This window comes from Actinosynnema sp. CS-041913, assembly GCF_050942485.1.
Taxonomy (GTDB): domain Bacteria; phylum Actinomycetota; class Actinomycetes; order Mycobacteriales; family Pseudonocardiaceae; genus Actinosynnema.
This window is the reverse complement of record NZ_CP192037.1, coordinates 6461875-6487563: the sequence shown is the minus strand read 5'-3', so window position 1 is coordinate 6487563 and position 25689 is coordinate 6461875. Positions and strand designations below refer to the sequence as shown.

22 protein-coding genes are annotated in these 25689 nt (G+C 71.3%); 11 read left to right on the top strand and 11 right to left on the bottom strand.

Features of this window, described 5'->3' with window-relative positions; genetic code table 11:
- The first annotated feature begins 24 nt into the window (after positions 1–24).
- A complete protein-coding gene (locus tag ACQPZF_RS28770; protein ID WP_433262180.1) occupies positions 25–840 on the top strand; it encodes a hypothetical protein in 816 nt (271 codons plus the stop codon).
- A gap of 132 nt (positions 841–972) precedes the next feature.
- On the opposite strand, the gene ACQPZF_RS28765 is transcribed toward ACQPZF_RS28770, so the two are convergent.
- From ACQPZF_RS28765 to ACQPZF_RS28740, 6 genes are all read right to left on the bottom strand, one after another.
- On the bottom strand, positions 973–2424 hold the full coding sequence (locus ACQPZF_RS28765; protein ID WP_433262178.1) for a glutamate synthase subunit beta: 1452 nt from the start codon (positions 2422–2424) through the stop codon (positions 973–975).
- A complete protein-coding gene (gene gltB, locus ACQPZF_RS28760) occupies positions 2417–6901 on the bottom strand; it encodes a glutamate synthase large subunit (protein WP_433262176.1) in 4485 nt (1494 codons plus the stop codon). The genes ACQPZF_RS28765 and gltB overlap by 8 nt, the downstream gene beginning before the upstream one ends.
- A 656-nt stretch (positions 6902–7557) precedes the next feature.
- Positions 7558–7770 (bottom strand): hypothetical protein, encoded by a 213-nt coding sequence (locus ACQPZF_RS28755; RefSeq protein WP_433262174.1) that lies wholly within the window; start codon positions 7768–7770, stop codon positions 7558–7560.
- A 166-nt stretch (positions 7771–7936) separates the two neighbouring features.
- The gene (locus ACQPZF_RS28750) at positions 7937–8641 is read right to left on the bottom strand and encodes a VIT1/CCC1 transporter family protein (protein WP_433262172.1); all 705 of its coding nucleotides are present in this window, start codon (positions 8639–8641) and stop codon (positions 7937–7939) included.
- A 140-nt stretch (positions 8642–8781) separates the two neighbouring features.
- Entirely contained in the window at positions 8782–9327 is a 546-nt protein-coding gene (locus ACQPZF_RS28745; protein WP_433262170.1) for a hypothetical protein, read from the bottom strand.
- A gap of 4 nt (positions 9328–9331) precedes the next feature.
- Positions 9332–10150, bottom strand: coding sequence for an alpha/beta hydrolase (locus ACQPZF_RS28740; RefSeq protein ID WP_433262168.1), 819 nt, complete (start codon positions 10148–10150; stop codon positions 9332–9334).
- A gap of 16 nt (positions 10151–10166) precedes the next feature.
- Between ACQPZF_RS28740 and ACQPZF_RS28735 the strand changes: the two genes are divergently transcribed.
- The 5 genes from ACQPZF_RS28735 to ACQPZF_RS28715 all read left to right on the top strand — a co-directional run bounded on the left by ACQPZF_RS28735 (position 10167) and on the right by ACQPZF_RS28715 (position 14105).
- The gene (locus ACQPZF_RS28735) at positions 10167–10373 is read left to right on the top strand and encodes a helix-turn-helix domain-containing protein (protein ID WP_433262166.1); all 207 of its coding nucleotides are present in this window, start codon (positions 10167–10169) and stop codon (positions 10371–10373) included.
- A 9-nt stretch (positions 10374–10382) separates the two neighbouring features.
- Complete coding sequence (locus ACQPZF_RS28730; protein ID WP_433262164.1) at positions 10383–10670, top strand: hypothetical protein; 288 nt, start codon at positions 10383–10385, stop codon at positions 10668–10670.
- A gap of 568 nt (positions 10671–11238) precedes the next feature.
- Positions 11239–11919: a response regulator transcription factor gene (locus ACQPZF_RS28725; protein ID WP_433262162.1), complete on the top strand. Its 681-nt coding sequence runs from the start codon at positions 11239–11241 to the stop codon at positions 11917–11919.
- Positions 11916–13205 carry a HAMP domain-containing sensor histidine kinase gene (locus ACQPZF_RS28720; protein WP_433262160.1) on the top strand — a complete coding sequence of 430 codons (1290 nt, stop codon included), beginning with the start codon at positions 11916–11918 and terminating at the stop codon, positions 13203–13205. The genes ACQPZF_RS28725 and ACQPZF_RS28720 overlap by 4 nt, the downstream gene beginning before the upstream one ends.
- A 255-nt stretch (positions 13206–13460) precedes the next feature.
- Positions 13461–14105 (top strand): CAP domain-containing protein, encoded by a 645-nt coding sequence (locus ACQPZF_RS28715; protein WP_433262158.1) that lies wholly within the window; start codon positions 13461–13463, stop codon positions 14103–14105.
- Here ACQPZF_RS28715 and ACQPZF_RS28710 read toward each other — a convergent pair.
- Complete coding sequence (locus ACQPZF_RS28710) at positions 14087–14575, bottom strand: Lrp/AsnC family transcriptional regulator (protein ID WP_433262156.1); 489 nt, start codon at positions 14573–14575, stop codon at positions 14087–14089. The genes ACQPZF_RS28715 and ACQPZF_RS28710 overlap by 19 nt on opposite strands.
- Positions 14576–14680: 105 nt before the next feature.
- Here ACQPZF_RS28710 and ACQPZF_RS28705 point away from each other — a divergent pair, with 105 nt between their 5' ends.
- Genes ACQPZF_RS28705 through ACQPZF_RS28690 form a run of 4 tightly spaced genes read left to right on the top strand, consistent with a single transcriptional unit; the run spans position 14681 to position 18670 of the window.
- Positions 14681–15748 (top strand): thiamine pyrophosphate-dependent dehydrogenase E1 component subunit alpha, encoded by a 1068-nt coding sequence (locus ACQPZF_RS28705; protein WP_433262154.1) that lies wholly within the window; start codon positions 14681–14683, stop codon positions 15746–15748.
- Positions 15745–16737, top strand: a complete 993-nt coding sequence (locus ACQPZF_RS28700; protein WP_433262152.1) for an alpha-ketoacid dehydrogenase subunit beta — start codon at positions 15745–15747, stop codon at positions 16735–16737. The genes ACQPZF_RS28705 and ACQPZF_RS28700 overlap by 4 nt, the downstream gene beginning before the upstream one ends.
- Complete coding sequence (locus ACQPZF_RS28695) at positions 16730–18067, top strand: dihydrolipoamide acetyltransferase family protein (protein WP_433262150.1); 1338 nt, start codon at positions 16730–16732, stop codon at positions 18065–18067. Before ACQPZF_RS28700 ends, ACQPZF_RS28695 begins: the two co-directional genes overlap by 8 nt.
- Before the next feature lie 45 nt (positions 18068–18112).
- Entirely contained in the window at positions 18113–18670 is a 558-nt protein-coding gene (locus ACQPZF_RS28690) for a GNAT family N-acetyltransferase (RefSeq protein ID WP_433262148.1), read from the top strand.
- Positions 18671–18714: 44 nt separating this feature from the next.
- On the opposite strand, the gene ACQPZF_RS28685 is transcribed toward ACQPZF_RS28690, so the two are convergent.
- The 4 genes from ACQPZF_RS28685 to ACQPZF_RS28670 all read right to left on the bottom strand — a co-directional run bounded on the left by ACQPZF_RS28685 (position 18715) and on the right by ACQPZF_RS28670 (position 23631).
- A complete protein-coding gene (locus tag ACQPZF_RS28685) occupies positions 18715–19758 on the bottom strand; it encodes a GDSL-type esterase/lipase family protein (RefSeq protein WP_433262146.1) in 1044 nt (347 codons plus the stop codon).
- A gap of 6 nt (positions 19759–19764) precedes the next feature.
- Positions 19765–20412 carry an ABC transporter ATP-binding protein gene (locus tag ACQPZF_RS28680; protein WP_433262144.1) on the bottom strand — a complete coding sequence of 216 codons (648 nt, stop codon included), beginning with the start codon at positions 20410–20412 and terminating at the stop codon, positions 19765–19767.
- A complete protein-coding gene (locus tag ACQPZF_RS28675) occupies positions 20409–21107 on the bottom strand; it encodes an ATP-binding cassette domain-containing protein (RefSeq protein WP_433262142.1) in 699 nt (232 codons plus the stop codon). The genes ACQPZF_RS28680 and ACQPZF_RS28675 overlap by 4 nt, the downstream gene beginning before the upstream one ends.
- A gap of 70 nt (positions 21108–21177) precedes the next feature.
- Positions 21178–23631, bottom strand: a complete 2454-nt coding sequence (locus tag ACQPZF_RS28670) for an FtsX-like permease family protein (protein ID WP_433262140.1) — start codon at positions 23629–23631, stop codon at positions 21178–21180.
- Positions 23632–23778: 147 nt separating this feature from the next.
- On the opposite strand from ACQPZF_RS28670, the gene ACQPZF_RS28665 reads away from it, so the two are divergent.
- Positions 23779–25296 (top strand): chitinase, encoded by a 1518-nt coding sequence (locus tag ACQPZF_RS28665; RefSeq protein ID WP_433262138.1) that lies wholly within the window; start codon positions 23779–23781, stop codon positions 25294–25296.
- Positions 25297–25689 lie beyond the last annotated feature (393 nt).

The window sequence follows — 25689 nt, the reverse complement described above, 5'->3', positions numbered from 1 at the left end:
TTGTGGACCTGAGGTGGGGGCGCGATGAGCACTTCCCGGGAGCGGGCGTACCACGAGCGGTCGTACCACGAGCGGCGTCGGGCGCCCGCGCGGCGCACCGGCCCGCCGCCGCGGGTGCGGAAGCGGTTCCTCACGCCCGGCCGGGTCGTGCGGAGCCTGCTGCCGGCGCTGGCCGTGACGGCGGTGGTGAAGACCGTCCTGCCGACCACGTCGCCGCTGGTGACCGCCGCGCTGGCGATCGCGCTGGGTGCGCCGCCGCTGGCCGTGGACCTGGTGCGGGAGCTGCCCGGGGTGCGGGCGCGCGGCGCCGGCCCGAACGCCCTGCTGCGCGTGGCGCTCGTGCTGCTGGCGGTCGGGGGCGCGGCGGCGTGGCTGGCCACGTCGGCCGTGGACCGGGTGACCGCGCACGAGGAGGTGCTGGCCGGCCGGCTCGCCGCGCCCGCGGCTGGCGAGGTCGGGCCGCTGGTGGCCACCGTGGAGGACGTGCGGGTGACGGAGAACTTCACCAAGGTCACCGTCTCCGCCGTGAACCGCAGCGCGCTGGCGGCGAAGGTCAGCGTCGTCGACTCGTGCCGGCTGGTCGGGGCGGACGGCACGGAACTGCGGCTGGACGGGCTGTTCGAGGTCCTGCGGGAGCGGTTCTTCCTGGACGTGCCCGGCGGTGGCGCGGTGGTGCGGGAGACGTTGGCGTTCCCCGGCACGCTGCCCGCCGGCGAGACGACCGCGACGCTCGGCTGCGGATCGGTGTCGTGGCACGGCACGGACCCCGCGTGGAGCGGCCGGGATCTCGTCGGCCGGTCGCTGCGGGTGCCCGACCTCCGGCTGGCCGCCGTGCGCTGAGCAGGCCACCCGGGGGCAGACCCTGATTCCCGTGGGTCTGCCCGAACACGTGCCCGCACCGGGCGAGGTCAGGCTGTTGGGGAACCTCGCGGCGGACGGGCGGCACTGGCCGCCCGCCGCGAGGTCGTCTCGTCAGCCGATCGGCCGGTCCGTCGGCTCGATCGGACGGGGCAGGACGTCCCGGCCCGTCAGGTACGCGTCCACGCCGGCCGCCGCCGAGCGGCCCTCCGCGATCGCCCACACGATCAGCGACTGGCCGCGGCCCATGTCACCGGCCACGAACACGCCGTCCACCGAGGTCGCGAAGGACTGGTCGCGGGCGACGTTGCCCCGGGCGTCCAGGTCCACGCCCAGGCCCTCCACCAGACCGGCCCGCTCCGGCCCGACGAAGCCCATCGCCAGCGTCACCAGCTCGGCCGGGATCTCCCGCTCGGTGCCCGGCACCGGCTCGAACCGGCCGCCCGACGCCGCCACCTCGACCAGCTTCAGCGCGCGCACCGCGCCGTCCGCGTCGCCCAGGAACTCCACCGTGGACACCGCGTACAGCCGCTCGCCGCCCTCTTCGTGCGCCGAGCCGACCCGGTACACCATCGGGTACGTAGGCCACGGGTGGGTTTCGGCGCGCTGCTCCGGCGGCCGGGGCATGATCTCAAGCTGGGTCACCGACAGCGCGCCCTGGCGGTGGGCGGTGCCGACGCAGTCCGCGCCGGTGTCGCCGCCGCCGATCACGACGACGTGCTTGCCCTCGGCGCTGATCGGCGCCGCGTCGAGTTCGCCGCGCGCCACCCGGTTCGCCCACGGCAGGTACTCCATCGCCTGGTGCACGCCGGACAGCTCGCGGCCGGGCACCGGCAGGTCACGCCACGCCGTCGCGCCGCCGGCCAGCACCACGGCGTCGTAGGACGCGCGCAGCTCGTCGACCGTGACGTCCACGCCGACGTTCACGTTCGTCCGGAACTGCGTGCCCTCGGCCCGCATCTGGTCGAGCCGGCGGTCCAGCCGCCACTTCTCCATCTTGAACTCGGGGATGCCGTAGCGGAGCAGCCCGCCGATCGCGTCCGCCCGCTCCAGCACCACCACGTCGTGCCCGGCGCGGGTGAGCTGCTGCGCGGCGGCGAGGCCCGCGGGCCCCGAGCCCACCACGGCGACGCGCTTGCCGGTGCGGGTACGGGGTTCCTGCGGCGTGACCCAGCCCTCGTCCCAGGCGCGGTCGATGATGGAGATCTCGACCCGCTTGATCGTCACGGGATCGCCGTTGATCCCCACGACGCACGCCGTCTCGCACGGTGCGGGGCACAGCGTCCCGGTGAACTCCGGGAAGTTGTTGGTGGCGTGCAGGCGTTCCGCCGCGTCGCGCCAGTCCTGCCGCCACACCAGGTTGTTCCACTCCGGGATGAGGTTGCCCAGCGGGCAGCCCTGGTGGCAGAACGGGATGCCGCAGTCCATGCAGCGCCCGGCCTGCTTCTCCAGCCGGGGCCGCTCGAACTCCTCGTACACCTCGCGCCAGTCGCGCAGGCGCAGGAATACCGGGCGGCTGCGGGGGGTCTCCCGCTCGGTGGTCAGAAAGCCCCTCGGGTCAGCCATGAGCGGCCTCCATGATCGCCTCGTCGACGTCGCGGCCCTCCAGTTCGGCCCGCGCCTGTGCTGCCAGCACCCGCTTGTAGTCCTTGGGCATGACCTTGGTGAACCGGTCGACCGCGAGGTCCCAGTCCGCCAGCAGGCCGTGCGCCACCGCGGAGTCCGTTTCGGTGTAGTGCTTCTCCACCGCCGAGCGGAGGAACTCGCGGTCCGCCTCGTCCAGCGGGTCGAGGTCCACCATCTCCGGGTTGACCCGCTGCTCCGCGGCGTCCAGCAGGTAGGCGATGCCACCGGACATGCCCGCCGCGAAGTTGCGCCCGGTCGGGCCGAGCACGACGACCCGGCCGCCGGTCATGTACTCGCAGCCGTGGTCGCCGACGCCCTCCACCACGGCCAGCGCGCCCGAGTTGCGCACGCAGAACCGCTCGCCGACCTTGCCGCGCAGGAAGATTTCGCCGCCGGTCGCGCCGTAGCCGATGACGTTGCCCGCGATGACGTGCTGCTCGGCGGCGAACTGCGCGTCGGGCACCGGCCGGACGGTGATCCGCCCGCCGGACAGGCCCTTGGCCACGTAGTCGTTCCCGTCGCCGATGAGCCGCAACGTGATGCCGCGCGGCAGGAACGCGCCGAACGACTGCCCGGCGGTGCCGCTGAACGTGATGTCGATGGTGTCGTCCGGCAGCCCCGCGCCGCCCCAGCGCTTGGTCACGGCGGACCCGAGCATGGTGCCGACGGTGCGGTTGACGTTGCGCACCGGCAGTTCCAGCCGCACCCGGTCGCCCGCCGCGATCGCGCCCTCGGCGAGCTGGATCAGCGTGTTGTCCAACGCCTTCTCCAGCCCGTGGTCCTGCGCCACCGTGCGGTGCCGGGACGCGCCCTCGGGCAGCTCGGGCACGTGGAAGATCGGCGACAGGTCGAGCCCGGCCGCCTTCCAGTGGTCCACCGCCGCGCGGGTGTCCAGCAGCTCGGCGTGGCCCACGGCCTCGGCCAGCGTGCGGAAACCGAGCTGAGCCAGCAGTTCCCGGACTTCCTGCGCCACGAACTCGAAGAAGTTCACGACGTGCTCGGCCTTGCCCGCGAACTTCGCGCGCAGCACCGGGTTCTGCGTCGCCACACCCACCGGGCAGGTGTCCAGGTGGCACACCCGCATCATGACGCAGCCGGACACCACCAGGGGAGCGGTGGCGAAGCCGAACTCCTCCGCGCCCAGCAGCGCCGCGACCACGACGTCCCGGCCGGTCTTGAGCTGGCCGTCGGTCTGCACCACGATCCGGTCGCGCAACCTGTTGGCCAGCAACGTCTGCTGCGTCTCGGCCAGGCCCAGCTCCCACGGGCCGCCCGCGTGCTTGATGGACGACAAGGGGGACGCGCCGGTCCCGCCGTCGTGGCCGGAGATCAGCACGACGTCCGCGTGCGCCTTGGACACGCCCGCCGCGACCGTGCCGACACCGACCTCGGAGACGAGCTTCACGTGGATGCGCGCCGCCGGGTTGGCGTTCTTCAGGTCGTGGACGAGCTGGGCGAGGTCCTCGATGGAGTAGATGTCGTGGTGCGGCGGCGGGGAGATCAGGCCGACGCCGGGCGTGGAGTGCCGGGTCTTGGCGATCCACGGGTACACCTTCGCGCCGGGTAGCTGGCCGCCCTCGCCGGGCTTCGCGCCCTGCGCCATCTTGATCTGGATGTCGTCCGCGTTCACCAGGTACTCGCTGGTGACGCCGAACCGGCCGCTCGCCACCTGCTTGATCGCCGACCGGCGGGAGTCGCCGTTCGCGTCCGGCGTGAACCGCTCGGCGTCCTCGCCGCCCTCGCCGGTGTTGGACTTCGCGCCCAGCCGGTTCATCGCGACCGCCAGGACTTCGTGCATCTCCTTGGAGATCGAGCCGTAGGAGATGGCGCCGGTGGCGAACCGCTTGACGATGGCCGAGACCGGCTCGACCTGGTCGATCGGGATGGGCTCCCGCACGCCCTCCTTGAACGCGAACAGGCCGCGCAGCGTCATCAGCCGCCGCGACTGGTCGTCCACGGCCTTCGTGTACTCCTTGAAGATGTCGTAGCGCCCGCTGCGGGTGGAGTGCTGGAGCTTGAACACCGTCTGCGGGTTGAACAGGTGCGCCTCGCCCTCGCGCCGCCACTGGTAGTCGCCGCCGGTCTCCAGCTCGCGGTGGTGCGCCCGCACGCCGTCGGCCGGGAACGCGACCCGGTGCCGCCGCGCCACTTCCTCGGCGATGACGTCGAACCCGACGCCGCCGAGCCGGGAAGTCGTCCCGGTGAAGCAGGAGTCGACCACTTCCGCGCCGAGGCCGATGGCCTCGAAGATCTGCGCGCCGGTGTAGGAGGCGACGGTCGACACGCCCATCTTGGACATCGTCTTGCGCACGCCCTTGCCCAGCGCCCTGATCAGGTTGCGGGTCGCGGTCTTCGGGTCCACTTCGGACAGTTCCTCGACCGACGCCATCGCCAGGTACGGGTTGACCGCCTTGGCCCCGTAGCCGACCAGCAGCGCGATGTGGTGCACCTCGCGGGCGTCGCCCGCCTCCACGATCAGGTCGACCTGGGTCCGGGTCTTCTCCCGCACCAGGTGGTGGTGCACCGCGCCGGTCAGCAGCAGCGACGGGATCGGCGCGCGCGTCGCGTCCACGCCCCGGTCGGACAGCACGATCAGCCGCGCGCCGTCCCGGATCGCCGCCGACACCTCGACCTTGATCTCGGCCAGCCGGCCGACCAGCGCCGTGCCGCCGCCGTGCACGTCGTAGGTGCCGTGCACGGTGTGGGTGCGGAACTCCGGCAGGTCGCCGTCGTCGTCCACGTGCACCAGCTTGGCCAGCTCGTCGTTGTCCAGCACCGGGAACGGCAGCGAGATGCGGCGGCACGAGCCGGCGTCCGCGGCCAGCAGGTTCGGCTCCGCGCCGAGCGTGGCGTGCAGGCTGGTCACCAGCTCCTCGCGGATCGCGTCCAGCGGCGGGTTGGTCACCTGCGCGAACAACTGGGAGAAGTAGTCGAACAACTGCCGGGGCCGGTCGGACAGCGGCGCGAACGGGGCGTCGTTGCCCATCGAGCCGATCGGCTCCGCGCCGGTCCGCGCCATCGGTCGCAGCAGGACCGCCAGCTCCTCCTCCGTGTAGCCGAACGCCTGCTGACGGCGCACGAGGGACGCGTGCGTCGGCACCTCGCGCTCGCGCGCGGGCAGGTCGGCCAGGTGCAGGATGCCGTCGGCCACCCACTCCTGGTACGGGTGCTCGGCGGCCAGCTCGCCCTTGATCTCCTCGTCGTCGACGATCCGGCCCCGCGCGGTGTCCACCAGGAACATCCGGCCCGGCTCCAGCCGGCCCTTGCGCACGATGGTCGCCGGGTCGAACTCCAGCACGCCCGCCTCGGAGCCGAGCACCACCAGGCCGTCCTCGGTGACCCAGTACCGGGCCGGGCGCAGGCCGTTGCGGTCCAGCACCGCGCCGATCAGCGTGCCGTCGGTGAACGCCACCAGCGCCGGGCCGTCCCACGGCTCCATCAGCGTGGAGTGGAACTCGTAGAACGCGCGCCGCTGCGGGTCCATCTCGGCGTGGTTCTCCCACGCCTCCGGGATCATCATCAGCACGGCGTGCGGCAGCGACCGGCCGCCCAGGTGCAGCAGCTCCAGCACCTCGTCGAAGGTCGCCGAGTCGCTCGCGCCGCGCGTGATGACCGGGAAGATCCGCTCCAGGTCGCCCGGGATCAGGTCGGTGGCCAGCGTCGACTCGCGGGCGTCCATCCAGTTCCGGTTGCCGCGCAGGGTGTTGATCTCGCCGTTGTGGGCGACGTACCGGTACGGGTGGGCCAGCGGCCACGACGGGAAGGTGTTGGTGGAGAACCGGGAGTGCACCAGGCCGATGGAGCTGGTCACCCGCTCGTCGGTGAGGTCCGGGAAGAACTTCTCCACCTGCGGCTCGGTGAGCATGCCTTTGTAGACGATGGTGCGGCCGGACAGGCTCGGGAAGTACACGTCGGTGGCGTGCTCGACGCGCTTGCGCACCACGAACGCCAGGCGCTCCAGCTCCAGGCCCTCCTCACCGCCGAGGAAGAGCTGGCTGAACGCGGGCATGGTGGTCTTCGCGGTCGGGCCGACGTGGTCGGGGTCCACCGGCAGGTCGCGCCAGCCGAGGACGGTCGCGCCCTCCTCCGTCGCGATGCGCTCGATCTCCGCCCTGACCTCGGCGTCGTCCTGGGGGAGGAACGCCGTGCCGACCGCGTAGCAGCCCGGATCGGGCAGCGGGAAGCCCACCACCTCGCGGAAGAACGCGTCGGGCACCTGGATCAGGATGCCCGCGCCATCGCCGGTCTCCGGCTCCGCGCCCCGCGCGCCCCGGTGCTCCAGGTTGCGCAACGCGATCAACGCCTGGGCGACGATCGCGTGGTTTCGCCGACCGGCCAGGTCGGCGACGAACGCGACACCGCAGGCGTCGTGCTCGAACTGGGGGTCGTATAGGCCTTGCGGCTTGTGGTGGGTCACAACGGGCCCTCCCGTGGCATCGCCTGAAGAGGCTTTTTCTGGGCAAACGGAGATGGCCGAAGCCGCGCGCGACGTTGACGCGTGGCAGCTCGGCCTGCATGGCTGGCTGTGGAGCCACGCCGGGAGATCGACGGCGTGGGACCGCACTCCGTTGTGCGGAAACTGCACTTCCTTGTGCGCGTGGTCCGCGCGGCCGGATCGGGCCGCTTGGTCCACGCGGGGCGGTGCACCGGGATTGCCGGGGTCTTGTGACGATAGTGTGAATTCGCGGTTATGGCTCTAGTCCGACAGGGCGTCGTGGGGAATCCCACGCCCAGTTGACATCCATCCGACCAGCGGGTTACACCCGGGTGGACTAGTCCTTCGATGCCTTCAGCGCGCGCCGATGCCGGCGGGGGTGGGTCGCGGGTGCGGAGGGCGACGCGTGAGCAGGCTGCGGCGGTGGTGGACAGAGCTGCGGCGGGCAGAGCTGCGACGGCGGTGGTGGACAGAGCCGCGGCGCGGGGATCTGCGACGGCGGTGGTGGACAAGGCTGCGGCGGGCAGACCTGCGGCGGCGGTGGTGGAAAGGCGCGGGACGGCGTCCTGCCACCGGTCGGCCTCGTCCAGGGTCGGCGTGCTGCCGACCCCGGCGCGTGCTGTCGATCCTGGCGGCGGTCAGTCGCGGGTGCGAGTGGCGACTCGCGCGCAGCCTGCGGCGGCGACGATGAACACGCCCGCGACGGCGCCCTGCCACCACTGGGCCTCGCTCAGGGCCAGCACGCTGTTGACCCCGGCGACCAGCATGAACAGGGCGGCGAGCACCGCCCACAGCCGCCGCTCGGCTCTCTCGGTGCGCGGGGCGAAGAGGGTCGTGGGGGGATGGGTCACAGCAGGCACCTCCGCTCCGGTGACGCGCTCGACCGCGTCAAGTCCGTCGCGGGTACCCGTTCCGTGCGGAATCCACACCTCCGTGGGAAGAATTTTTTCGGTGGCGTGTGGAGGTCGGGTGATCACCGCGAGGGCGCCGCCACGGAGCGTCGGCGGCTGACGGAAGTCAGGCGATCGTCACACCGAACAAGAGGCCGACGCAGTAGGTGACCGCCATGGTGAGCGTGCCGACCACGACGTTGCGCCGCACCGCCCGCCAGGTCGGGCCGGCCCCGAGCCGGGAGCTGATCACGCCGGTCAGCACCAGGCCGACCAGCGCGGCGGCGGCGCACGCCCACACCCGCCAGGTGGTCGGCGGCAGGACGATCGCCACCAGCGGGATCAGGGCGCCGGCCGCGAACGACACCAGCGACGCCCAGGCCGCCTGCCACGGGCTGGTCAGGTTGTCCGGGTCGATCTGCAGCTCGGCCTCGGCGTGGGCGCGCAGCGCGTCCTGCTCGGTCAGCTCCCGCGCCACCCGCGCGGCCAGCTCCGGCGACAGGCCCTTGTCCTGGTAGATCTCCGCCAGTTCGCGCTCCTCCAGCTCGGGCATCTCGCGCAGCTCGCGCTCCTCCAGCTTCAGCGCCGCCCGCTCGGTGTCCCGCTGGGTGCTCACCGACACGTACTCGCCGCCCGCCATGGACAGCGCGCCGGCCACCAGGCCCGCCACCCCGGCGGCGAAGATCGCGGTGCGGTCGGTGGTCGCCCCGGCCACGCCCACCACCAGGCCCGCCGTGGACACGATGCCGTCGTTGGCCCCGAGCACCCCGGCCCGCAGCCAGTTGAGGCGTTCGGACAGGTCGTCGTGGTGCGCTTCGCCGGGGTGTGCCATGGCGATGATCGAACCACTTGGCGCCTGGCCCCGCGCGGGTCCGTTCGGACGGGTGCGCGGGTGCGTTCGGACGGGTGCGCGGGGGCGTGCGCGGGTGCGTCCGGGCCCGCCTGCCCGGTCGCGTCCGGGCAGGCGGAGGATCAGCGCGTTTCCAGGACCCGCCACTGCGGCCCGTTGATCCAGCTCGCTTCGAGGCGGGAACGGTGGCCGAAGCCGGCGAACTCGACCACCACGGCGCTGGCGGGTTGCTCGATGCTGGTCGCGAAGCCCTCGCGCGGGGTGGCGGAGATCGGCTCCATGTCGGTCGCCGAGAACCGGATCGCCGCCACGCCGCCTTGGAGGCGGAAGCTGCGCAGGTAGACCTGCTCGCCGTTCTGCTCGACCCACGCGCCCTGTTCGGATGGCAGCGGGATCGTCGTCGTGGTGGCGGTGGTGGTCGTCGTTGTCGCGGGTGGTTCGGTCGTCACGATCACGGGCTGAGTGGTGGTGGTCGTGGTGGTCGTTGTCGTCGTCGTTGTCGTGGTGGTCGTCGGGATCACCGTGGACTGCTGGACCGGACCGGCCACCAGACGCGGGCGTTCGGGGACGCCCGCGTCCAGCACGAACCGGATGCCCAGCCAGGACAGCGCCACCGCGACGGCGGTCGATGCCGACCACGCCGCCAGGTACTGCAGTCCTCTGGTCACGCGGTCATCCTGCCGGCGGAACCTCCACGGCGAACCCCTGACCGTCGACCGTGCCGCTGACCTGCGTGAAGTCTCCGGCGCGGAACGGTGTCCAGGTCAGTTCGAGGCCGGGGGCGGTGAAGGTGGCGGTCGTGCCGTCCAGTCCGACGGCCCCTGAGACGGGGGTGTCGGTGAAGCGGGCGGCATCGAGCGTGATGCCGTCGGGGGTGATGGTCAGCCGACCGCCCCGCAGCCCCGGCTCCGACGCGGCGGGCGCGGCGGCTTCCGGGTCGAGCAGGGCCAGCGCGTCCTCGGCGGTGTGGGCGGCGGCGGCGATCCGCTCGCGTTGCCCGTCCGTCAGGTCGCCGCCGGTCGGCAGGGGCGCGGTGGTCGGGAACCGGCCGAGCATTCGGTGGGTCCGGGCGGTGCAGTCCACCGGGACGTCCGTGCGCGGGTTCGCCAGGAAGTCCAGCATCGCGGCCTGGGCGCAGTTCGCCGCCGGCGACAGACCCAGCAACAGCCCGTGCCGGCCGTACGGGACGGTGACCGCGCGGGCGTTCGGGTACCGGGCGACGATGGTGTCGGCGTGCGCCGGGGTGGTGCCGATGTCGAACTCGCCGCTGATGGCCAGGACCGGGACGGCCGGGTAGTGGCCCGCTCGGACCGGTGGGCTGTGGCGCGGGGTGGGCCAGTGGGCGCAGTGCCGGGGGGAGTCGGTGATCGGCCCCGACGTCTCGGCTGCCGTGTACGGCCAGAAGGTGTGGTGCTCGCGGTGGTGGGCGTCGAGTTGCCGGACCAGCCGCGCATGATCACCGACCTCGCGGAGCTGAAGGCGCTCGCTCATCCCCCGCTGGCAGCAGATGCTTGATCGATTGCATCGGGACGGGCCTGCCACCTCGGCCTCGTTGGCGCGTGCGCTGGACCTGAACACCGGCGCCACCAGCTACGACCTGCGGGAGCTTGCTCGACACGGGTTCGTGGAGGAGATGCCGGATCGGGCACACGGCCGGGAGCGGTGGTGGCGGGCGGTGCCCGCCGATATCCGGTTTCCTCGGCGCAGCGCGTAGGACTCGCAGGTGCGGGCGGTGTTGGCGGATATGGACGCCCGTGGGTTCGCCGAGGACGTGGAGGCTTTCCAGCGGGCACGGGCGGATGCTGCCGACGATGGCGGGTGGGGCGACGCGTTCCCTTATTCCCGGGGCACGGTTCGGGTTTCACTGGAACAGCTTGAGGCATTTTTCGAGGAGTACTTGGCGTTGTTGGCCAAGTACTCCGAGGGTGGCACGGATACGCGCACGGTGAACACCTTGTTCTTGGCTTACCCGGACGCGAGTGGAGACCGCGAGGCGGGAGCTTCGTCGTAGGACGCGCGCCCCGCGCACACCCTCAGGTGGGCTGCGTGTCATCCCCGTATGGCCTGCCCGCAGGGAACCGCGCTTTTCCTGGGAATGCAAGCACGCTTTTCGCTTGCATTCCCAGGAAAAGGGTGGTTGTCTTTGACCAGGTCATGCGGGGATGACACGACGCCCGAGTCTTGCTTTTGTGTACATCCTTGGCGGCCTGCCGGTCCGGCGAGGACGCTTTTAGCTTTTCGTCTATGGGCAGTCGCGACCGCTTCAAGACGAAGAGCGGGCGCTCGCCGCTGGGCAGGCCTCCGGGGAGGAAGGGCAAGGCGTCGTGTTCTCCCCGTATGACCTGGTCAAAGACCACCACACTTGTCAAGGAGGCGCAAGCGAAAAGCGTGCTTGCACCTCCTTGACAAGCGCGGTTGCCCTGCGGGCAGGCCATACGGGGAGAACACGAGGCCCCTTCTTTGTGCTCGCGCAGGCTGCTTGTTGGGTGCTCACGCACGGTTGGGCTGGTGTGTCGTCTCGTGTGGTTGGTGGGTGGGGTGGTCACCTGTTCGTGGCGGTTGGCGTTACGGTGCGCGCCATGGTCTCGGTGTTGCTCGTCGAGGATGACCCTGTTGTGCGGTCTGCTGTCACCCGTGCGTTGACTGGGTTGGGCCATGCTGTGCTGCCGGTCGGGACGGCGTTGGAGGGCTTGCGGGAGATCACTGCCGGGCGGTTCGACCTGGTTGTTCTCGATCTTGGACTGCCTGACATGGACGGTGCCGACGCTCTTCGGATGTTGCGGGGGGTGTGTGATGTGCCGGTTATTGTGGCTACTGCGCGTGACGATGAGGCTTCGATCGTTCGGGTGCTCAATGCCGGGGCGGACGACTATCTCGTCAAGCCCTTCTCCAGTGAGCACCTCGCCGCTCGGTTGTCGGCGGTGTTGCGGCGGGCTCGCAAGGATGTTCCTCCTGGGCCTATCCGGATTGGCGAGTTGAGTGTCGACCTCGATCGGCGGGAGGCTCGGTTGGGGGCTCGGGTGCTTCAGTTGACCCGCAAGGAGTTCGATCTGCTCGCCTATCTCGCCGCTCGTGAAGGCAAAGTGGTTCCTCGGGCCGAGTTGTTGGCCAATCTGTGGAACCTGCCCGGTCGGCATGACGACCAGACGTTGGACGTCCACCTGTCGTGGCTCCGTCGGAAGATGGGGGAGCGGGCCGCCCAGCCGCGTTACCTGCACACCGTGCGTGGTGTCGGGTTCAAGTTGACGGCGGCCGAGTGAGGAAGTCGCTGGCGCTCGTCTCGTTGGCTGTCACGTCGATGGTGGCGTTGGCCTTCCTGATCCCGCTCGCCCTGGTCGTCCGCCGGCTTGCCGAGGACCGTGCGATGGACGGCGCCGAGCGGCAGGCCGGTGCGCTGACTCCGGTGTTGGCGATCACCGTTGATCCCGCGATCGTCGAGCAGGCCCTGGCGTCCACGGGTGGGCAGGTTTCCGTGCACCTGGCGGACGGGCGGGTGGTCGGCACGGCCAAGGCGACCGACGAGCAGCTTGCGACCGCTCGTGACCAAGGGTTGGCGTTTCGCGCGGTTGTTCCGGACGGTCGCGTGCACCTCCAGCCGGTTGTCCTGGACAAGGGGCGGGTTGTGGTCGTGGAGGCGTTCATGCCCGAGGCCGAGTTGTCGCGCGGGGTGACTTCTGCCTGGTTGGCGTTGAGCGGGGTCGGGGTGTTGGTGGTGTTGGCTTCCGTGTTGGTCGCCGATCGGCTCGGGGCTCGGGTCGTCAAGGCGTCCAAGGCGTTGGCGGACGGGGCTCGGCGGATGGAGCAGGGGGAGTTGGCGGCTCGGGTCACGCCTACCGAGACCGGGCCGCCCGAACTGGTGGACGCGGCCGGTGCGTTCAACCGGATGGCCGACCGGATCGGGCAGTTGATGGCCGCCGAGCGGGAGGTGCTCGCCGATCTCTCGCACCGGTTGCGGACGCCGCTCACCGCGTTGCGGCTGGATTCCGAGACGTTGGGCGCCGATACCAACGCCAACCGGGTCCGGCAGGCCGTGCACGCGTTGGAGCGCGAGGTCAACGAGTTGATCCGGGCCGCCCGCCACGAGCTGGACGACCCGGACGGCGGGCGCTGTGACGCCGCGCAGGTCGTGCACGACCGGCTGGTGTTCTGGTCCGCGCTGGCCGACGACCAGCAGCGGCGGTGGAACATGCGGGGGACCGAGCGGAGCGCGTTCGTGCCGCTGACCCGGACCGACCTCGCCGCCGCGATGGACGTGGTGCTGGGCAACATCTTCCGGCACACGCCGGAGGGGGTCGGGTTCGTCGTCGCGTTGTTCCACCAGCCCGACCGGGTGGTGATCGTCATCGAGGACGCCGGACCCGGCATCGTGGACCTGGAGGCGGCGCTGCGCCGTGGAAGCAGCAGCGCCGGCTCCACCGGCCTCGGACTCGACATCGCCCGCCGCGCGGCCGAGTCCACCGGGGGCTCGCTGGTCGTGGACCGCGGGCCGCTCGGCGGCACCCGGGTCCAACTGCACCTGACCCGGCTGCCCGAGCAGGAAGGCTAGCCCGGCTTTTCTTTGCGTTACCTGATGGCACCTTTAAATGTTCCTTAAATAAAGTGCCGTGTTGACAATGCGGTTTCGGCGGATATGGTTATTTTCGGAATTGGAGCCGACCGCAGCGCTCTCCCCCTTGCCCGGTCCGCCCGGTTCCCCCTTCGGTGCGGCGACCGCAGCGCGCTTTCCCTGCGAAGAAGCGCTCGCGCGGTCGCCGTGCCCGAACTGCCACCGAATGCAGATGAGGTTTCCCGCGTGTCGCGCATGAGCAGTGCACGGTGTGTCGTCGTGGTCGCCTTCGTCGCCTCGGCCGGACCCGGCCTCGCCGGGTGCGGTGACTCCGGCGACGTCGGCCTGGTGACCGCCACGGCCACCACCACCGTGCGCACCACGTCGCACGCCAACCCGCCGGCGCGGTCGGCGTCCGACTCGCCGTCCACCACGCCGGCGCCGCCTTCCACGACGACGACCGCTCCCGAGCCGGTGGCGGAACCCGCTCCGGAGCCGGTGGCGCCGACCAGGACGGACGTGGAGATCTCCGAAGCCAAGGTGTTCAACCTGACCAACGCCGAGCGCGCGGCGAACGGGTGCCCGGCGTTGGGCGTGGACGAGCGGCTGGACAAGGCCGCGCGCGGGCACAGCGCGGACATGGCCGCGCAGAACTACTTCGACCACAAGTCCAAGGACGGCCGCACGTTCGTGGACCGGGTCAAGGCCGCCGGCCACCCCGCGCCGGGGGCCGAGAACATCGCCGCCGGCCAGCGCACGGCGGAGGCCGTGGTCAAGGGGTGGATGGAGTCGCCCGGACACCGGGCGAACATCCTCAACTGCAAGCTCAGGACGCTGGGTGTCGGGATGGCGCGGGGCGGGGCGTACGGGCTGTACTGGACTCAGAACTTCGGCTGGTGACCGTCGGTCGGCAGCTCGTCGAGGATGAGCACGGTGTGGCTGGACGTCACGTCGGGCATGGTCTGGAGTCGGCTGAGCACCAGGTCGCGGAGGCTGTGCGCGTCCGGCGCGCGGACCAGCAGGACCAGGTCGTAGTCGCCGGACACCAGCGCGCCGTGCCACACCTCGGGGATCTCCAGCACGCGTTGCCGCACCGCCTTCCACGAGTGCTGGCTGATCTTGAGGTAGACGTAGGCCGAGATGCCGAAGCCGTAGCGCTCCGGGTCGACCACGGCCGTGTAGCCGGTGATCACGCCGTCCCGGTGCAGCCGCTCCACCCGTGAGTAGGCGCTCGCGCGCGAGATGTGCAGCTTGTCCGCGAGCGCCCGCATGGACAGCCTGCCGTCCGCGCGCAGCTCCTCCACGAGGCGGCGATCGGTGGCATCCAGTGGGGCCGAATGTCCAGACCTGGGCGTCATATGGCCGACCATAACCCTTCTGCGCGGCAATTCGTCCGGAATTCCGGCCCAGAACTGGAAGCTTGGTCAGTGTGACCTGGACCATGCGCTCGTCGTCACCCGAGCGTCGGAGGAGCCATGGTGCACACCAGGGAGCGGTCGCTGCTGCCCACCCGGGAGCCGCTGGCGCTGCTGCACAAGGACGGTTCGCCGGTGGCCGACTCGCCGCTGCGGATGCCGGACGACGACGTGCTGCTGGAACTGCACCGCCGGATGGTCGTCGGCCGGCGGTTCGACACGCAGGCCACCGCGCTGACCAAGCAGGGCCGGCTGGCCGTGTACCCGTCGTCGCGCGGGCAGGAGGCGTGCGAGGTCGGCTCGGTGTCGGCGCTGCGCGCGGAGGACTGGCTGTTCCCCACGTACCGGGACTCGGTCGCGCTGGTCACCAGGGGAGTGGACCCGGCGGAGACGTTGACGCTGCTCCAGGGTGGCTGGCACCTCGGCTACGACCCGTACGAGCACCGGGTGGGGCCGCAGTGCACGCCGCTGGCCACCAACAGCCTGCACGCCGTCGGCTTCGCGCACGCCGCGCGGCTCAAGGGCGAGGACACGGCGGCACTCGTGCTGCTGGGCGACGGGGCCACGTCCGAGGGGGACACGCACGAGGCGTTGAACTTCGCCGGGGTGTGGCGGGCGCCGGTCGTGTTCCTGGTGCAGAACAACGGGTATGCGATCAGCGTGCCGATGTCGAAGCAGAACGCCGCGCCTTCGTTGGCGCACAAGGGCGTCGGATACGGCGTGCCGTCCGTGCTGGTGGACGGCAACGACGTCGCGGCGGTCTACGCGGTGGTGCGCGAGGCGCTGGAGGCGGGCGGGCCGACCCTGATCGAGGCGTTGACCTACCGGATCGAGGCGCACACCAACGCCGACGACGCGACCCGCTACCGGGACGCCGACGAGGTCGCCGCGTGGCTGGACCGCGACCCCGTGGACCGGATCGAGGCCTACCTGACCTCGCGCGGGCTGCTGGACGCCGCACGGCGGTCGGCGGTGGCGGCGGAGGCCGAGGAGTTCGCCGCGTCGGTCCGGGCGAAGCTGAACGTCGACCACTCCTACGACCCCGCGTCGCTGTTCGAGCATGTCTACGCCACGCCCACTGCACACCTGCGCGAGCAGGCCGCCGCGCTGGCGGAGGAACTGGCATGACGCTCTCGATGGGCGCCGCGCTGAACCGGGCGCTGGCCGACTCGCTCGCCGAGGACCCGAGCGTGCTGGTGTTCGGCGAGGACGTCGGGCCGCTGGGCGGGGTGTTCCGGGTGACCGACGGGCTGGCCGCGCGGTTCGGCGAGGCGCGGGTGTTCGACACGCCGCTGGCCGAGTCCGGGATCGTCGGCACGGCGATCGGCATGGCGATGAACGGGCTGCGGCCCGTGGTGGAGATGCAGTTCGACGCGTTCGCGTACCCGGCGTTCGAGCAGATCACCAGCCACCTGGCGAAGATGCGCAACCGCACCCGTGGGGCCGTGTCGCTGCCGGTCGTCATCCGGGTGCCTTACGGCGGCGGGATCGGCGGCGTCGAGCACCACTGCGACTCGTCGGAGGCCTACTACACGCACACACCGGGCCTGACGGTCGTCACGCCGGGCACGGCCGACGACGCCTACCGGCTGCTGCGCGACTCGATCGCGTCGCCGGACCCGGTGGTCTTCCTGGAGCCCAAGCGGCGGTACTGGGCCAAGGGCGAGCTGTCGGACGTGGCCGTGCCGATGGACCGCGCCCTCGTGCGGCGGACCGGCTCGGACGTGACACTGATCGCGTACGGGCCGATGGTGGCCACCGCGCTGGAGACCGCCGAGGCGGCGCGCGAGGAAGGGTGGGACGTCGAGGTCGTGGACCTGCGCTCGCTGTCGCCGTTCGACGACGAGACCGTGTGCGCGTCCGTGCGCAAGACCGGTCGGGCCGTGGTGGTGCACGAGGCGGCCGGCTTCGGCGGGTACGGGGCGGAGGTGGTGGCGCGGGTGACCGAGCGGTGCTTCCACCACCTGCACGCGCCCGTGCTGCGGGTGACCGGGTTCGACATTCCGTATCCGCCGCCGAAGCTGGAGGAGTACCACCTGCCGACCGTGGACCGCATCCTGGACGCCGTCGCGCGGCTCCAGTGGGACGACGAGGTCGTGGGGAGCTACGGTGCCTGACTTCCGGCTGCCCGACCTGGGCGAAGGCCTGACCGAGGGCGAGATCGTCACCTGGCTGGTGTCCGTGGGCGACCACGTGTCGGTCGACCAGCCGGTGGTGGAGGTCGAGACGGCGAAGGCCGTGGTCGAGGTCCCGTGCCCGTTCGAGGGCGTGGTGAGCGCGCGGTTCGGCGAGCCGGGGGAGAAGCTGGCCGTCGGGTCCGTGCTGCTGTCGGTGGGCGCGGAGGAGCCGGCGTCCGGCGAGTCCTCGGGCAACGTGTTGATCGGCTACGGCACTTCGGACTCCCCACGCCGCCGCCGTGCCAACCGCCGAGGCCCAGGTCGGGGAACCGCTGTCTCGGTGCCCGCCCAGGCGACCGCACCGCCGACCGGCTCGGGCCGCGCGCCGATCGCGCCCACCCAGGCGACCGCACCGACGACCGCCCCGATCACGCCCACCCAAGCGACCGCACCGCCGGCCGGCTCCGACCGCGCACCGCTCGCGCCCACCCGGACGAACGCCCCGGCGGTCATCTCGCCACTCGTGCGAAGGATGGCGAAGGAGAACGGACTGGCCCTGGACCGCATCGCCGGCACCGGCCCCGGCGGCGTGATCCGGCGTGCGGACGTGGAGCGCGAACTGGCGGCCACCGAAGCCCCGCCCCCCACCACCGGGCGACAGCCCGGCAAACGCATCCCGCTGCGGGGCCTGCGCGGCGCGGTAGCCGAGAAGCTGACGACCTCCCGCCGTGAGATCCCCGAGGCGACGGTGTGGGTGGACGTCGACGCCACCGACTTCCTGACGGCCCGCGCCGCGATGCCGTCGGTGTCGCTACTGGCCCTCCTCGCCCGCTTCACGGTGCTGGGTCTGCGGAAGTTCCCCGAACTCAACTCGCGGGTCGAAGGCGACGAGATCGTCGTGCTGGACGAAGTGCACCTGGGCTTCGCCGCGCAGACCGACCGAGGCCTCCTGGTCCCGGTGGTCCGCGACGCGCACACCATGACCACGTCCGACCTGGCCACCGCCATCACCGACCTGGCCACGTCCGCCCGCGAAGGCCGGCTCCAACCGACGTCGCTGACCGGCGGCACCTTCACGGTCAACAACTACGGCGTCTTCGGCGTCGACGGCTCGGCCGCGATCATCAACCACCCGGAGGCGGCGATCCTGGGCATCGGCCGCATCATCGACCGACCGTGGGCCGTCGACGGCAGGTTGGCGGTCCGCAAGGTCACCCAGTTGACCCTCGCCTTCGACCACCGGGTGTGCGACGGCGGCACGGCGGGCGGATTCCTGCGGTTCGTCGCGGACTGCGTGGAATCCCCGGTGACCGCCCTGGCCGAGCTGTAACCGGACAACCCGCGTCACGCGCCCGACTCTCGTAGATTGGACGACGTGACGAAACCCCACTACCCCATCCACACCGAACGCCTGCTGCTCCGCCCGTTCACCCTCGCCGACCACGCCGCGCTGCACTCCTGGCAGTCCCGGCCCGACGTGGTGCGCTACCTCTACGGCGAGGCCAAGACCCCGGAGCAGACCACCGAGAGCCTGGCCATGAAGGCCGCCGTCACCTGGCCGGGAAAGGAAGGCGAACACCTGTCGCTGGCCGTGGAGCGGGACGGCCGGGTCATCGGCGAAGCGGTGCTCAAGTGGCTCAACGAGGAACACCGCCAAGGCGAGATCGGCTACATCTTCCACCCGGACCACCACGGCAACGGCTACGCCACCGAAGCGTCCCGAGCCATGCTCCGGCTGGGCTTCGACAACCTGGGCCTGCACCGCATCGTGGCGTCCTGCGACGCGTTCAACGAACCGTCCTGGCGAGTGATGGAACGCCTGGGCATGCGCCGGGAAGCCCACTTCCGCCACCACGAGGTCTTCAAGGGCGACTGGGGCGAGGAGTTCGTCTACGCCATCCTCGAAGACGAGTGGCGAGCCACCACGCGGTAGCCACACAGCCGCTCAGAGGCCGAAGCGAAGCAGCCGAAGCGAGGTCAGTCCCGGTCCTGGACAACGGTGAGATTCCCGTCCTCACCCACCACACACGACGCCGACCGGACCAACGTGCTCAGGAACTCGGTCATACAGCGCCCGAACTGCGCGTGCCCCCGGGCGTTGGGGTGGAACGACTCCTGCAACGCGTGCCGAGCCCGAGCATCGTCCCGCAACCCCGCGAAGTCCACCGTGAGCCGGGTGAACCACTCGCCATCGGGGTTCTTCCCACCAGAACAAGCCTCATGCCGCGAACCAGCCTGAGACAGGTCCAAAAACCGCACCCCCACCGCCGAAGCCGCAGAACGCAACCCCGCGGACAGCTCCCCGACGGCGTGTTCCCGCACCCAACGCAAGTCACCGGTCCGCAGTGGACACCCAGCCAGGTTCTGCAAGTCGAACGGCAGATCAGGACTGACCGGGGCGGCATAGGACTGCAACACCAAGGTGTAGGAGCGGGGCGTGTAGCCCGAGTCCCGCAGCACCTGGCGGATATCCCGCAAAGCACTCTCGACCTTCGGCACCATCCGTGAGACCCGGCCACGCCAGTCGTCCGTGAGCGCCTTGGAGCAGTCGGCCCGGCGTTGGATCCAGGCTTGCAGGCACGTCCCCAGGACATCGGCGAAGCGAGGGTCGTCGTTCGCGCCCACCGCCACCACAACGGTCGTGACGCGGTACTCGCGAGCGATGCGGGCCAGTTGCCGGGCCTGCGAGCCCTCGGTGTTGCGGACCTGGTCGGTGAGGCCCACCTGTTCGGCGTTCGAACCCGAGCAGGCCAGGTTGAAGACCTTGTCGACGCCCGCGACCTTCGTGTGGTGGATCGACGCCTCGCGCGACCGGTGGCACCAGTTGCCGTTCTCACCGTCCGTGCCCGGCTCGTAGGAGCCCGCGCCCTCGCCCGACATGGTGCTGTCACCCATCGCGACCATGGCCGTCGGAGCGTCCGGACCCGGACCGATCGGGTCCGGGAACGGGGAGTCGGCCACCATCAGCAGCAGCGCCACCAGGGGCAGCACCAGGGCGAGGGCGATGATTCGGCGGGACATCGCGGACTAGTTTACGGACACCCGCCCGGCCGACATCACGACCGTGCGGTCGGCCGCCCGGTGCACCTCGTCGTGGTGGGTCGCGATGAGCACTGCCGCGCCCGCGTCGGCGGCCCGCCGCAGCACCCGCACCGCCGTCGGCGCGCTCACCTGGTCCAGGTGGGCGGTCGGCTCGTCGGCCAGCAGCACCTTCGGCGACCCGATCACGGCGCGGGCGAGCGCGGCGCGCTGCTGCTGCCCGAACGACACCTCGCCGGGGTAGCGGTCGGCCAGCTCGCCGATGCCCAGCTCCTCCAGCAGCTCGGCCACCGCGCTGACGTCGACCGGTCCGGACGAGCGCAGGCGCAGCGGCAGCGCGACGTTCTCGGCCAGCGTCAGCTCGCCCGCGAGGCCCAGCGCCTGCGGCAGCAGCGCGCACACCCGCCACGTCGGGGGCGTGGTCATCAGCTCGCCGCACAGCTCGACGGTGCCCCCGTCGGCCCGGTCGAACCCGGACAGCACGGTCAGCAGCGCGCTCTTGCCCGAACCGGACGGACCGGCCAGCGTCACCAGCTCGCCCGCCGACACCTCCAAGTCCACCCCGCGCAGCACGTGCACCGGTCCGCTGGCGTGCTCGAACGACCGTCTGACCCCTACCGCTCGCAACGCCGTCATGCCGCCAACGCCCCGTTCCGAAGGTCGTACCTGGTGTGCGCCAACGCGATCAGGCGCGGGTCGTGCGAGGCGACGACCACCGGCACACCCTGCCGGGCGAGGTCCGCCATGGTCTCCAGCACGAGGTCCGCCGACGCCGAGTCCAGTTGGGACGTCGGCTCGTCCGCCAGCACCACGGAGGCCTCGCGCGCCAGGGCGCACCCGAAGGCGAGCCGCTGCTGCTGCCCGCCGGACAGCGCTGAGACCTTCCACGCCGCCGTGTCCGGCAGCCCGAGCCGCGTCAGCAGTTCGTCCACCCGCGGCGGGCGTCCCGCGGCCTGCGAGGCCGCCCGCAGGTTGTCGCCGACGGTCAGGTGGCCGATCAGGTTGTCGCCCGGGTTCTGGAACACCAGCGCGATCTCGGTGCGCCGCAACGCCCTCCGCGCCCGGGACGACAGCCGCGCCGTGCCCCTGCCGCGCAGCTCGACGCCGCCCAGCGTGGGCCGCTCCACCAGGCTCAGCACCCGCAGCAGCGTCGACTTCCCGGACCCGGACGGCCCGGCGAGCACGGTGATCCCGCTCGACGGCACGTCGAGCGACACATCGGACACCGCGGTCACCGTCCCGCCGGGCGTCCGGTACTCGACGCCCACCTCTCGCAGGCGCAACACGTGCTCGGCCACGGCCGCCGTCCCTTCGTCGTACGGGTCAGCCACGGATCGGCTCTTCGACTTCACGTCGTATGGGTCGGCCACGGATCGGCTCTTCGACTTCACGTCGTGCGGGTCAGCCACGGATCAGCTCTCCGATCCGCGCCGAACGAACCGCGCGCACCGCGATCCACGCCGCCACCAGCACCACCGCCGCGCTGCCCGCGACCGTCGCGCCGAACAGCGGGAACAGGTTCGGCAGCTCCGGTGTGGGGAACAGCCTCGGTGAGGGGTCCAGCCGCGGCACGGCGAACCCGCTGCTGACCGAACTCGCGGCCAGTCCGACCGCGACCGCCGCCGACGCCAGCGCGCCCAGTTCCAGCAGGTGGCTGGACAGCAGGGCCGACGGGCGCAGCCCCATCCGCGTGCTGAACGCGCCGGACACCGCGTTCTGCCGCCGCCGGACCTCGATCGCCAGCAGCAGCGCTATCGCGGCGACGACCGCCAGCACCGCGCCGATCGCCGTGACGAAGCCGAACGTCCACGCGATCGTGAGGAACGGCAGGCCCGCGACGGCCTTCGCCTTCTCGCCCACGTTCCGGTAGGGGATACCGTTGTCCGCCAACGCCTTCGTCAACTCGCCCAGCGGCTTGGCGGACCACACCCACCAGGAGCTGACGTCGTCCGCCGCCGGCACCCGGTCCCGCGGGACGACCCAGCCGAACGTGCCGAGCTTCGGGAACGACGGCAGGTGCGCCTCGGGGTTCATCGGCGGCAGGCCGGGCAGCGTGATCTCGCGGCGCGGCGCGGTGCCCACGCGCAGCGGCTGGGCCAGCAGCGCCGGGTCGAGGTCCTCGCCGAACGCCCCGTCGTTGAACGTCCCCGGGTCCACCACCAGCGCCATGCGGTCCGGGAGTTCGCTCACCCCGACGATGGTGGAGGTGCCGCGCAGGTCGGCCGGCAGCACGGTGTCGTAGTCGACCTGGGCGATGCTCTCCGCCCCGGTGAACATGCCGGACTTGACGTCCAGCGCGGTCTTCTGCGAGCCGGCGATACCGGAGCCGACCGCGATCGTGCCGATGGCCAGCACGCCCACCAGCAGCACACCGGTCACCGGTCCGGCCGCCGCCGCCAGCCGGCGGATCGCGAGCTGCGCGGCCGGCTTGGACCACAGCGAGGTGCGGTGCGAGGCCTTGAGCGCCCACCGCGCCAGCCGGGCCGCCACCAACGCCGTGGTGAGCACGACGAGCAACGGGAACGCCAGCGCGGCGGCGTCGATGCGGGGCAGGCCGCCGATCTTGAGCGGGGTGGACAGCCCGCTGTGCTGCACCCGGTTCCACGCCCACACCGCGAGCGCGGCGGTGGCCAGCTCCCACGGCACGGCGGCCAGCACGCGGCGGACCCGGGTGTCGGCGGTGGCGGCCTGGAACACGCGGTGGATGCGGACGGCGGCGGTCGCCCAGGTGACGGCGATGGCGAGCGCGATGACGACCAGGACGGCCACCGAGGCGGTGGGGATCGTGCCCGGTGGCAGTGCGGTCGACGGCGCGTAGAGGGGGAGCAGCAGCCGGGCCACGCCCAGTCCCAGCAACCCGCCGACGACCAGGGGCAGACCCAGTTCGAGCAGGGCGCGTCCGCCGAGTGCCGCCGGGCCCGAGCCGCGCACCCACAGCAGGCGCAGCTCGCCGTGCCGGCGCTGTGCCCACTGGACGGTCACCGTCGCCACGCCGGCCAGGCCGATGAGCAGGCTGATCAGGGTCAGCGGGAGGATCGCGGAACGGACGTTGCCGGCGGTCTGGTGGGCGTTCTCCACCGGCAGGACGAGCTGGGAGACCATCCGGACGCCCTGGTCCGCGATCGGCTTGACACGTGCGGTGCCGGTGGCGAGCAGGTCTTCGGCCTCGTCCACGGTTTGCGGCTGGGCGCTGGGGAACCGGATGGTCACGTCGACGGTCCGGGCCAGCTCGGGCGGGAGGTCGGCGAACGACTCGGCGCTCGGCATCCACACCACGGCCGTCGCCAGGTCGTACTTCGCGTACGTGTTCGGGATGACCCACGACCGTTCGGAGCACCACCACGGTTCCAGCGGGTCGCGCAGGTCGGCGTAGATGGCGGTGACCGGTGGCAGCCTCCCGCCCATGCCGCGCTTGCCGAGTTTCAGGTCCGTGGTCAACGAGATGCTCTTGGGCACCCACAGCCCGTCTTTGGAACCGCCTTCGAGGACCTCCAGGCGGTCCGTGGCGCCGGGCCGGAAGCCGAACTTGGCGTAGGTCTGCTTGCCGCCGAAGTCGGCGCGCGCCTCACGCGTGTAGGTGGCGGGCAGCATCGGCTGGTCGCCGACGGTCCGGCGCACTTCGTCCAGCAGCGGCGTCACCTGCTCGGGCGGGAGGCGCGTCTCCAACGACGGGTGCAGCGCCTCGGCGCAGAGCCGGTCCTGCTGGTAGTCCACGGCGGCGCTCCCGGACGCGGCCGAATGCAGCACCGCGGCGGCCACGACGAAACTCAGCAGCAGCGCGGTGACCAGGCTGACCAGCAGGGTCAGCGGGCTCGACAGCGCGGCGCGCGGCGCGGCTCTCCACGGTATCTGCACCCTGGTGACGGTAATCGCCGAAACCCGTTCGGCGGGAGCTTTTCCGCGCTTCGTTCCGGTCTCCCCGGCGCCGGCCTTGACAGTGCGGACATGGTCTAGTCCAATTTTGACCACCTGGAGGCCGCCCACCGCTAGGAGGAACGACTGATGTCACGCAGAGTCCTGTTGGCGAGGGTGGCGGCGGTGGGTGCGTTGGTGTTGAGCGCGGTCGCGGTCGGCTTCGCCCCGGCGTACGCCGCCTCGGCCACCGCGACGTTCACCAAGACCGCGTCCTGGGATGCCGGCTACACCGCCCAGTTCTCCATCAAGAACGAGACCAGCGAGGCGATCACCGGGTGGAAGGTGGAGTTCGACCTGCCTTCCGGCACCAGTGTCGCCGCGTACTGGGACGCGCTCCAGACCAACGCGAGTGGTCACTACTCGTTCACCCACCGTGAGTACAACCGGACCGTCGCGCCCGGTGCGACGGTGACCTTCGGGTTCAACGCCACCGGCGCCGCCGTGCCGGCCAACTGCAAGCTCAACGGCGCGGCCTGCACCGGCGCGCCGACGGTCACCACGACCACCACCACGTCGCCGACGTCGACCACCACGACGACGACCACCTCCACGAGCACGACGACGACCACCACGACCACCCGGCCGCCCACCGACCTGCCGAAGCGGGTCCTGGTCGGCTACCTGCACGCCAGCTTCGCCAACGGCTCCGGCTACATCCGGATGAAGGACGTCTCGCCGGACTGGGACATCATCAACCTGTCCTTCGCCGAGCCCACCTCCGTCACCTCCGGCGACCTGCGCTTCCAGCAGTGCCCCGTCGCGGAGTGCCCGAACGTCGAGCCCGAGGCCGAGTTCATCGCCGGCATCCGCGAGAAGCAGGCCCAGGGCAAGAAGGTGCTGATCTCCATCGGCGGCCAGAACGGCCAGGTCCAGCTAACCACCACGGCGGCGCGGGACGCGTTCGTGCGCAGCGTGGGCGCGATCATCGACCGGTACGGTTTGGACGGTCTCGACGTCGACTTCGAGGGCCACTCGCTGTCCCTCAACTCCGGTGACACCGACTTCCGCAGCCCCACCACGCCGGTCATCGTCAACCTGATCTCCGCGCTCAAAACGCTGAAGTCCCGCTACGGAGCCAAGTTCGTCCTCACCATGGCCCCGGAGACGTTCTTCGTCCAACTCGGCTACCAGTTCTACGGCGGCGGCAGCGGACAGGACCCGAGGGCCGGCGCATACCTGCCGGTCATCCACGCCATGCGGGACGACCTGACGCTGCTGCACGTCCAGCACTACAACTCCGGCCCCATCATGGGCCTGGACAACCAGTACCACCAGATGGGCGGTTCGAACTTCCACGTCGCGATGGCCGACATGGTGCTGGCCGGCTTCCCGGTACGCGGCGACGCAACGAAGTTCTTCACCGGCCTGCGGCAGGACCAGGTAGCCATCGGCCTACCCGCGAGCGTCAACGCGGGCAACGGCTTCACGTCCGTCGCCGACACCCACAGGGCACTGGACTGCCTGATGAAGGGCACGAACTGCGGCCCGTACAAGCCCAAGGCCACCTACCCGAACCTGCGCGGCCTGATGACGTGGTCGATCAACTGGGACAGGTTCAACGGCTTCGAGTTCTCCAAGGCGCACAGGGCATACCTACCGCGCTAGCACGGCCCAAGGCGGTGGCCGGCACAGCCAACAGCAGCCGGCCACCGCCCCAACCACCGCCACCGCCACCCCCACCCCCACCCCCACCCCCACCCCCACCCCAAGCGAGCATCGTTTGAATCTCTGCTTTACGCAGCTTGACGGCAGAAGGGCGACCACGGACTCAAAGCACTCCAGAAGCACGGAAGTCTGGGCTCAAGCCGGGAACATCAAGCAACGGGACCACATCATCGATAAGCCCTGAAGCTGCCAGGGACGGCTGGAACGCCACGCGCGCTACGGATCGTGCACTTGCGGCTGCCAGGTCGCGTTCTGCTCCTGGGTACGCGAGTCGATCGGCTGGGCGGGTTGCTCTGCGGGCGGCGTGTTGCGCTGACACCGGTCCCCCGGCAG

Coding starts and splice junctions, on each gene's coding strand:
- ACQPZF_RS28770 (WP_433262180.1), top strand. CDS start 25: ATGAGCACTTCCCGGGAGCGGGCGTACCACGAGCGGTCGTACCACGAG.
- ACQPZF_RS28765 (WP_433262178.1), bottom strand. CDS start 2,424: ATGGCTGACCCGAGGGGCTTTCTGACCACCGAGCGGGAGACCCCCCGC.
- ACQPZF_RS28750 (WP_433262172.1), bottom strand. CDS start 8,641: ATGGCACACCCCGGCGAAGCGCACCACGACGACCTGTCCGAACGCCTC.
- ACQPZF_RS28740 (WP_433262168.1), bottom strand. CDS start 10,150: ATGAGCGAGCGCCTTCAGCTCCGCGAGGTCGGTGATCATGCGCGGCTG.
- ACQPZF_RS28735 (WP_433262166.1), top strand. CDS start 10,167: ATGCTTGATCGATTGCATCGGGACGGGCCTGCCACCTCGGCCTCGTTG.
- ACQPZF_RS28725 (WP_433262162.1), top strand. CDS start 11,239: ATGGTCTCGGTGTTGCTCGTCGAGGATGACCCTGTTGTGCGGTCTGCT.
- ACQPZF_RS28715 (WP_433262158.1), top strand. CDS start 13,461: ATGAGCAGTGCACGGTGTGTCGTCGTGGTCGCCTTCGTCGCCTCGGCC.
- ACQPZF_RS28710 (WP_433262156.1), bottom strand. CDS start 14,575: ATGGTCGGCCATATGACGCCCAGGTCTGGACATTCGGCCCCACTGGAT.
- ACQPZF_RS28705 (WP_433262154.1), top strand. CDS start 14,681: ATGGTGCACACCAGGGAGCGGTCGCTGCTGCCCACCCGGGAGCCGCTG.
- ACQPZF_RS28700 (WP_433262152.1), top strand. CDS start 15,745: ATGACGCTCTCGATGGGCGCCGCGCTGAACCGGGCGCTGGCCGACTCG.
- ACQPZF_RS28685 (WP_433262146.1), bottom strand. CDS start 19,758: ATGTCCCGCCGAATCATCGCCCTCGCCCTGGTGCTGCCCCTGGTGGCG.
- ACQPZF_RS28680 (WP_433262144.1), bottom strand. CDS start 20,412: ATGACGGCGTTGCGAGCGGTAGGGGTCAGACGGTCGTTCGAGCACGCC.
- ACQPZF_RS28665 (WP_433262138.1), top strand. CDS start 23,779: ATGTCACGCAGAGTCCTGTTGGCGAGGGTGGCGGCGGTGGGTGCGTTG.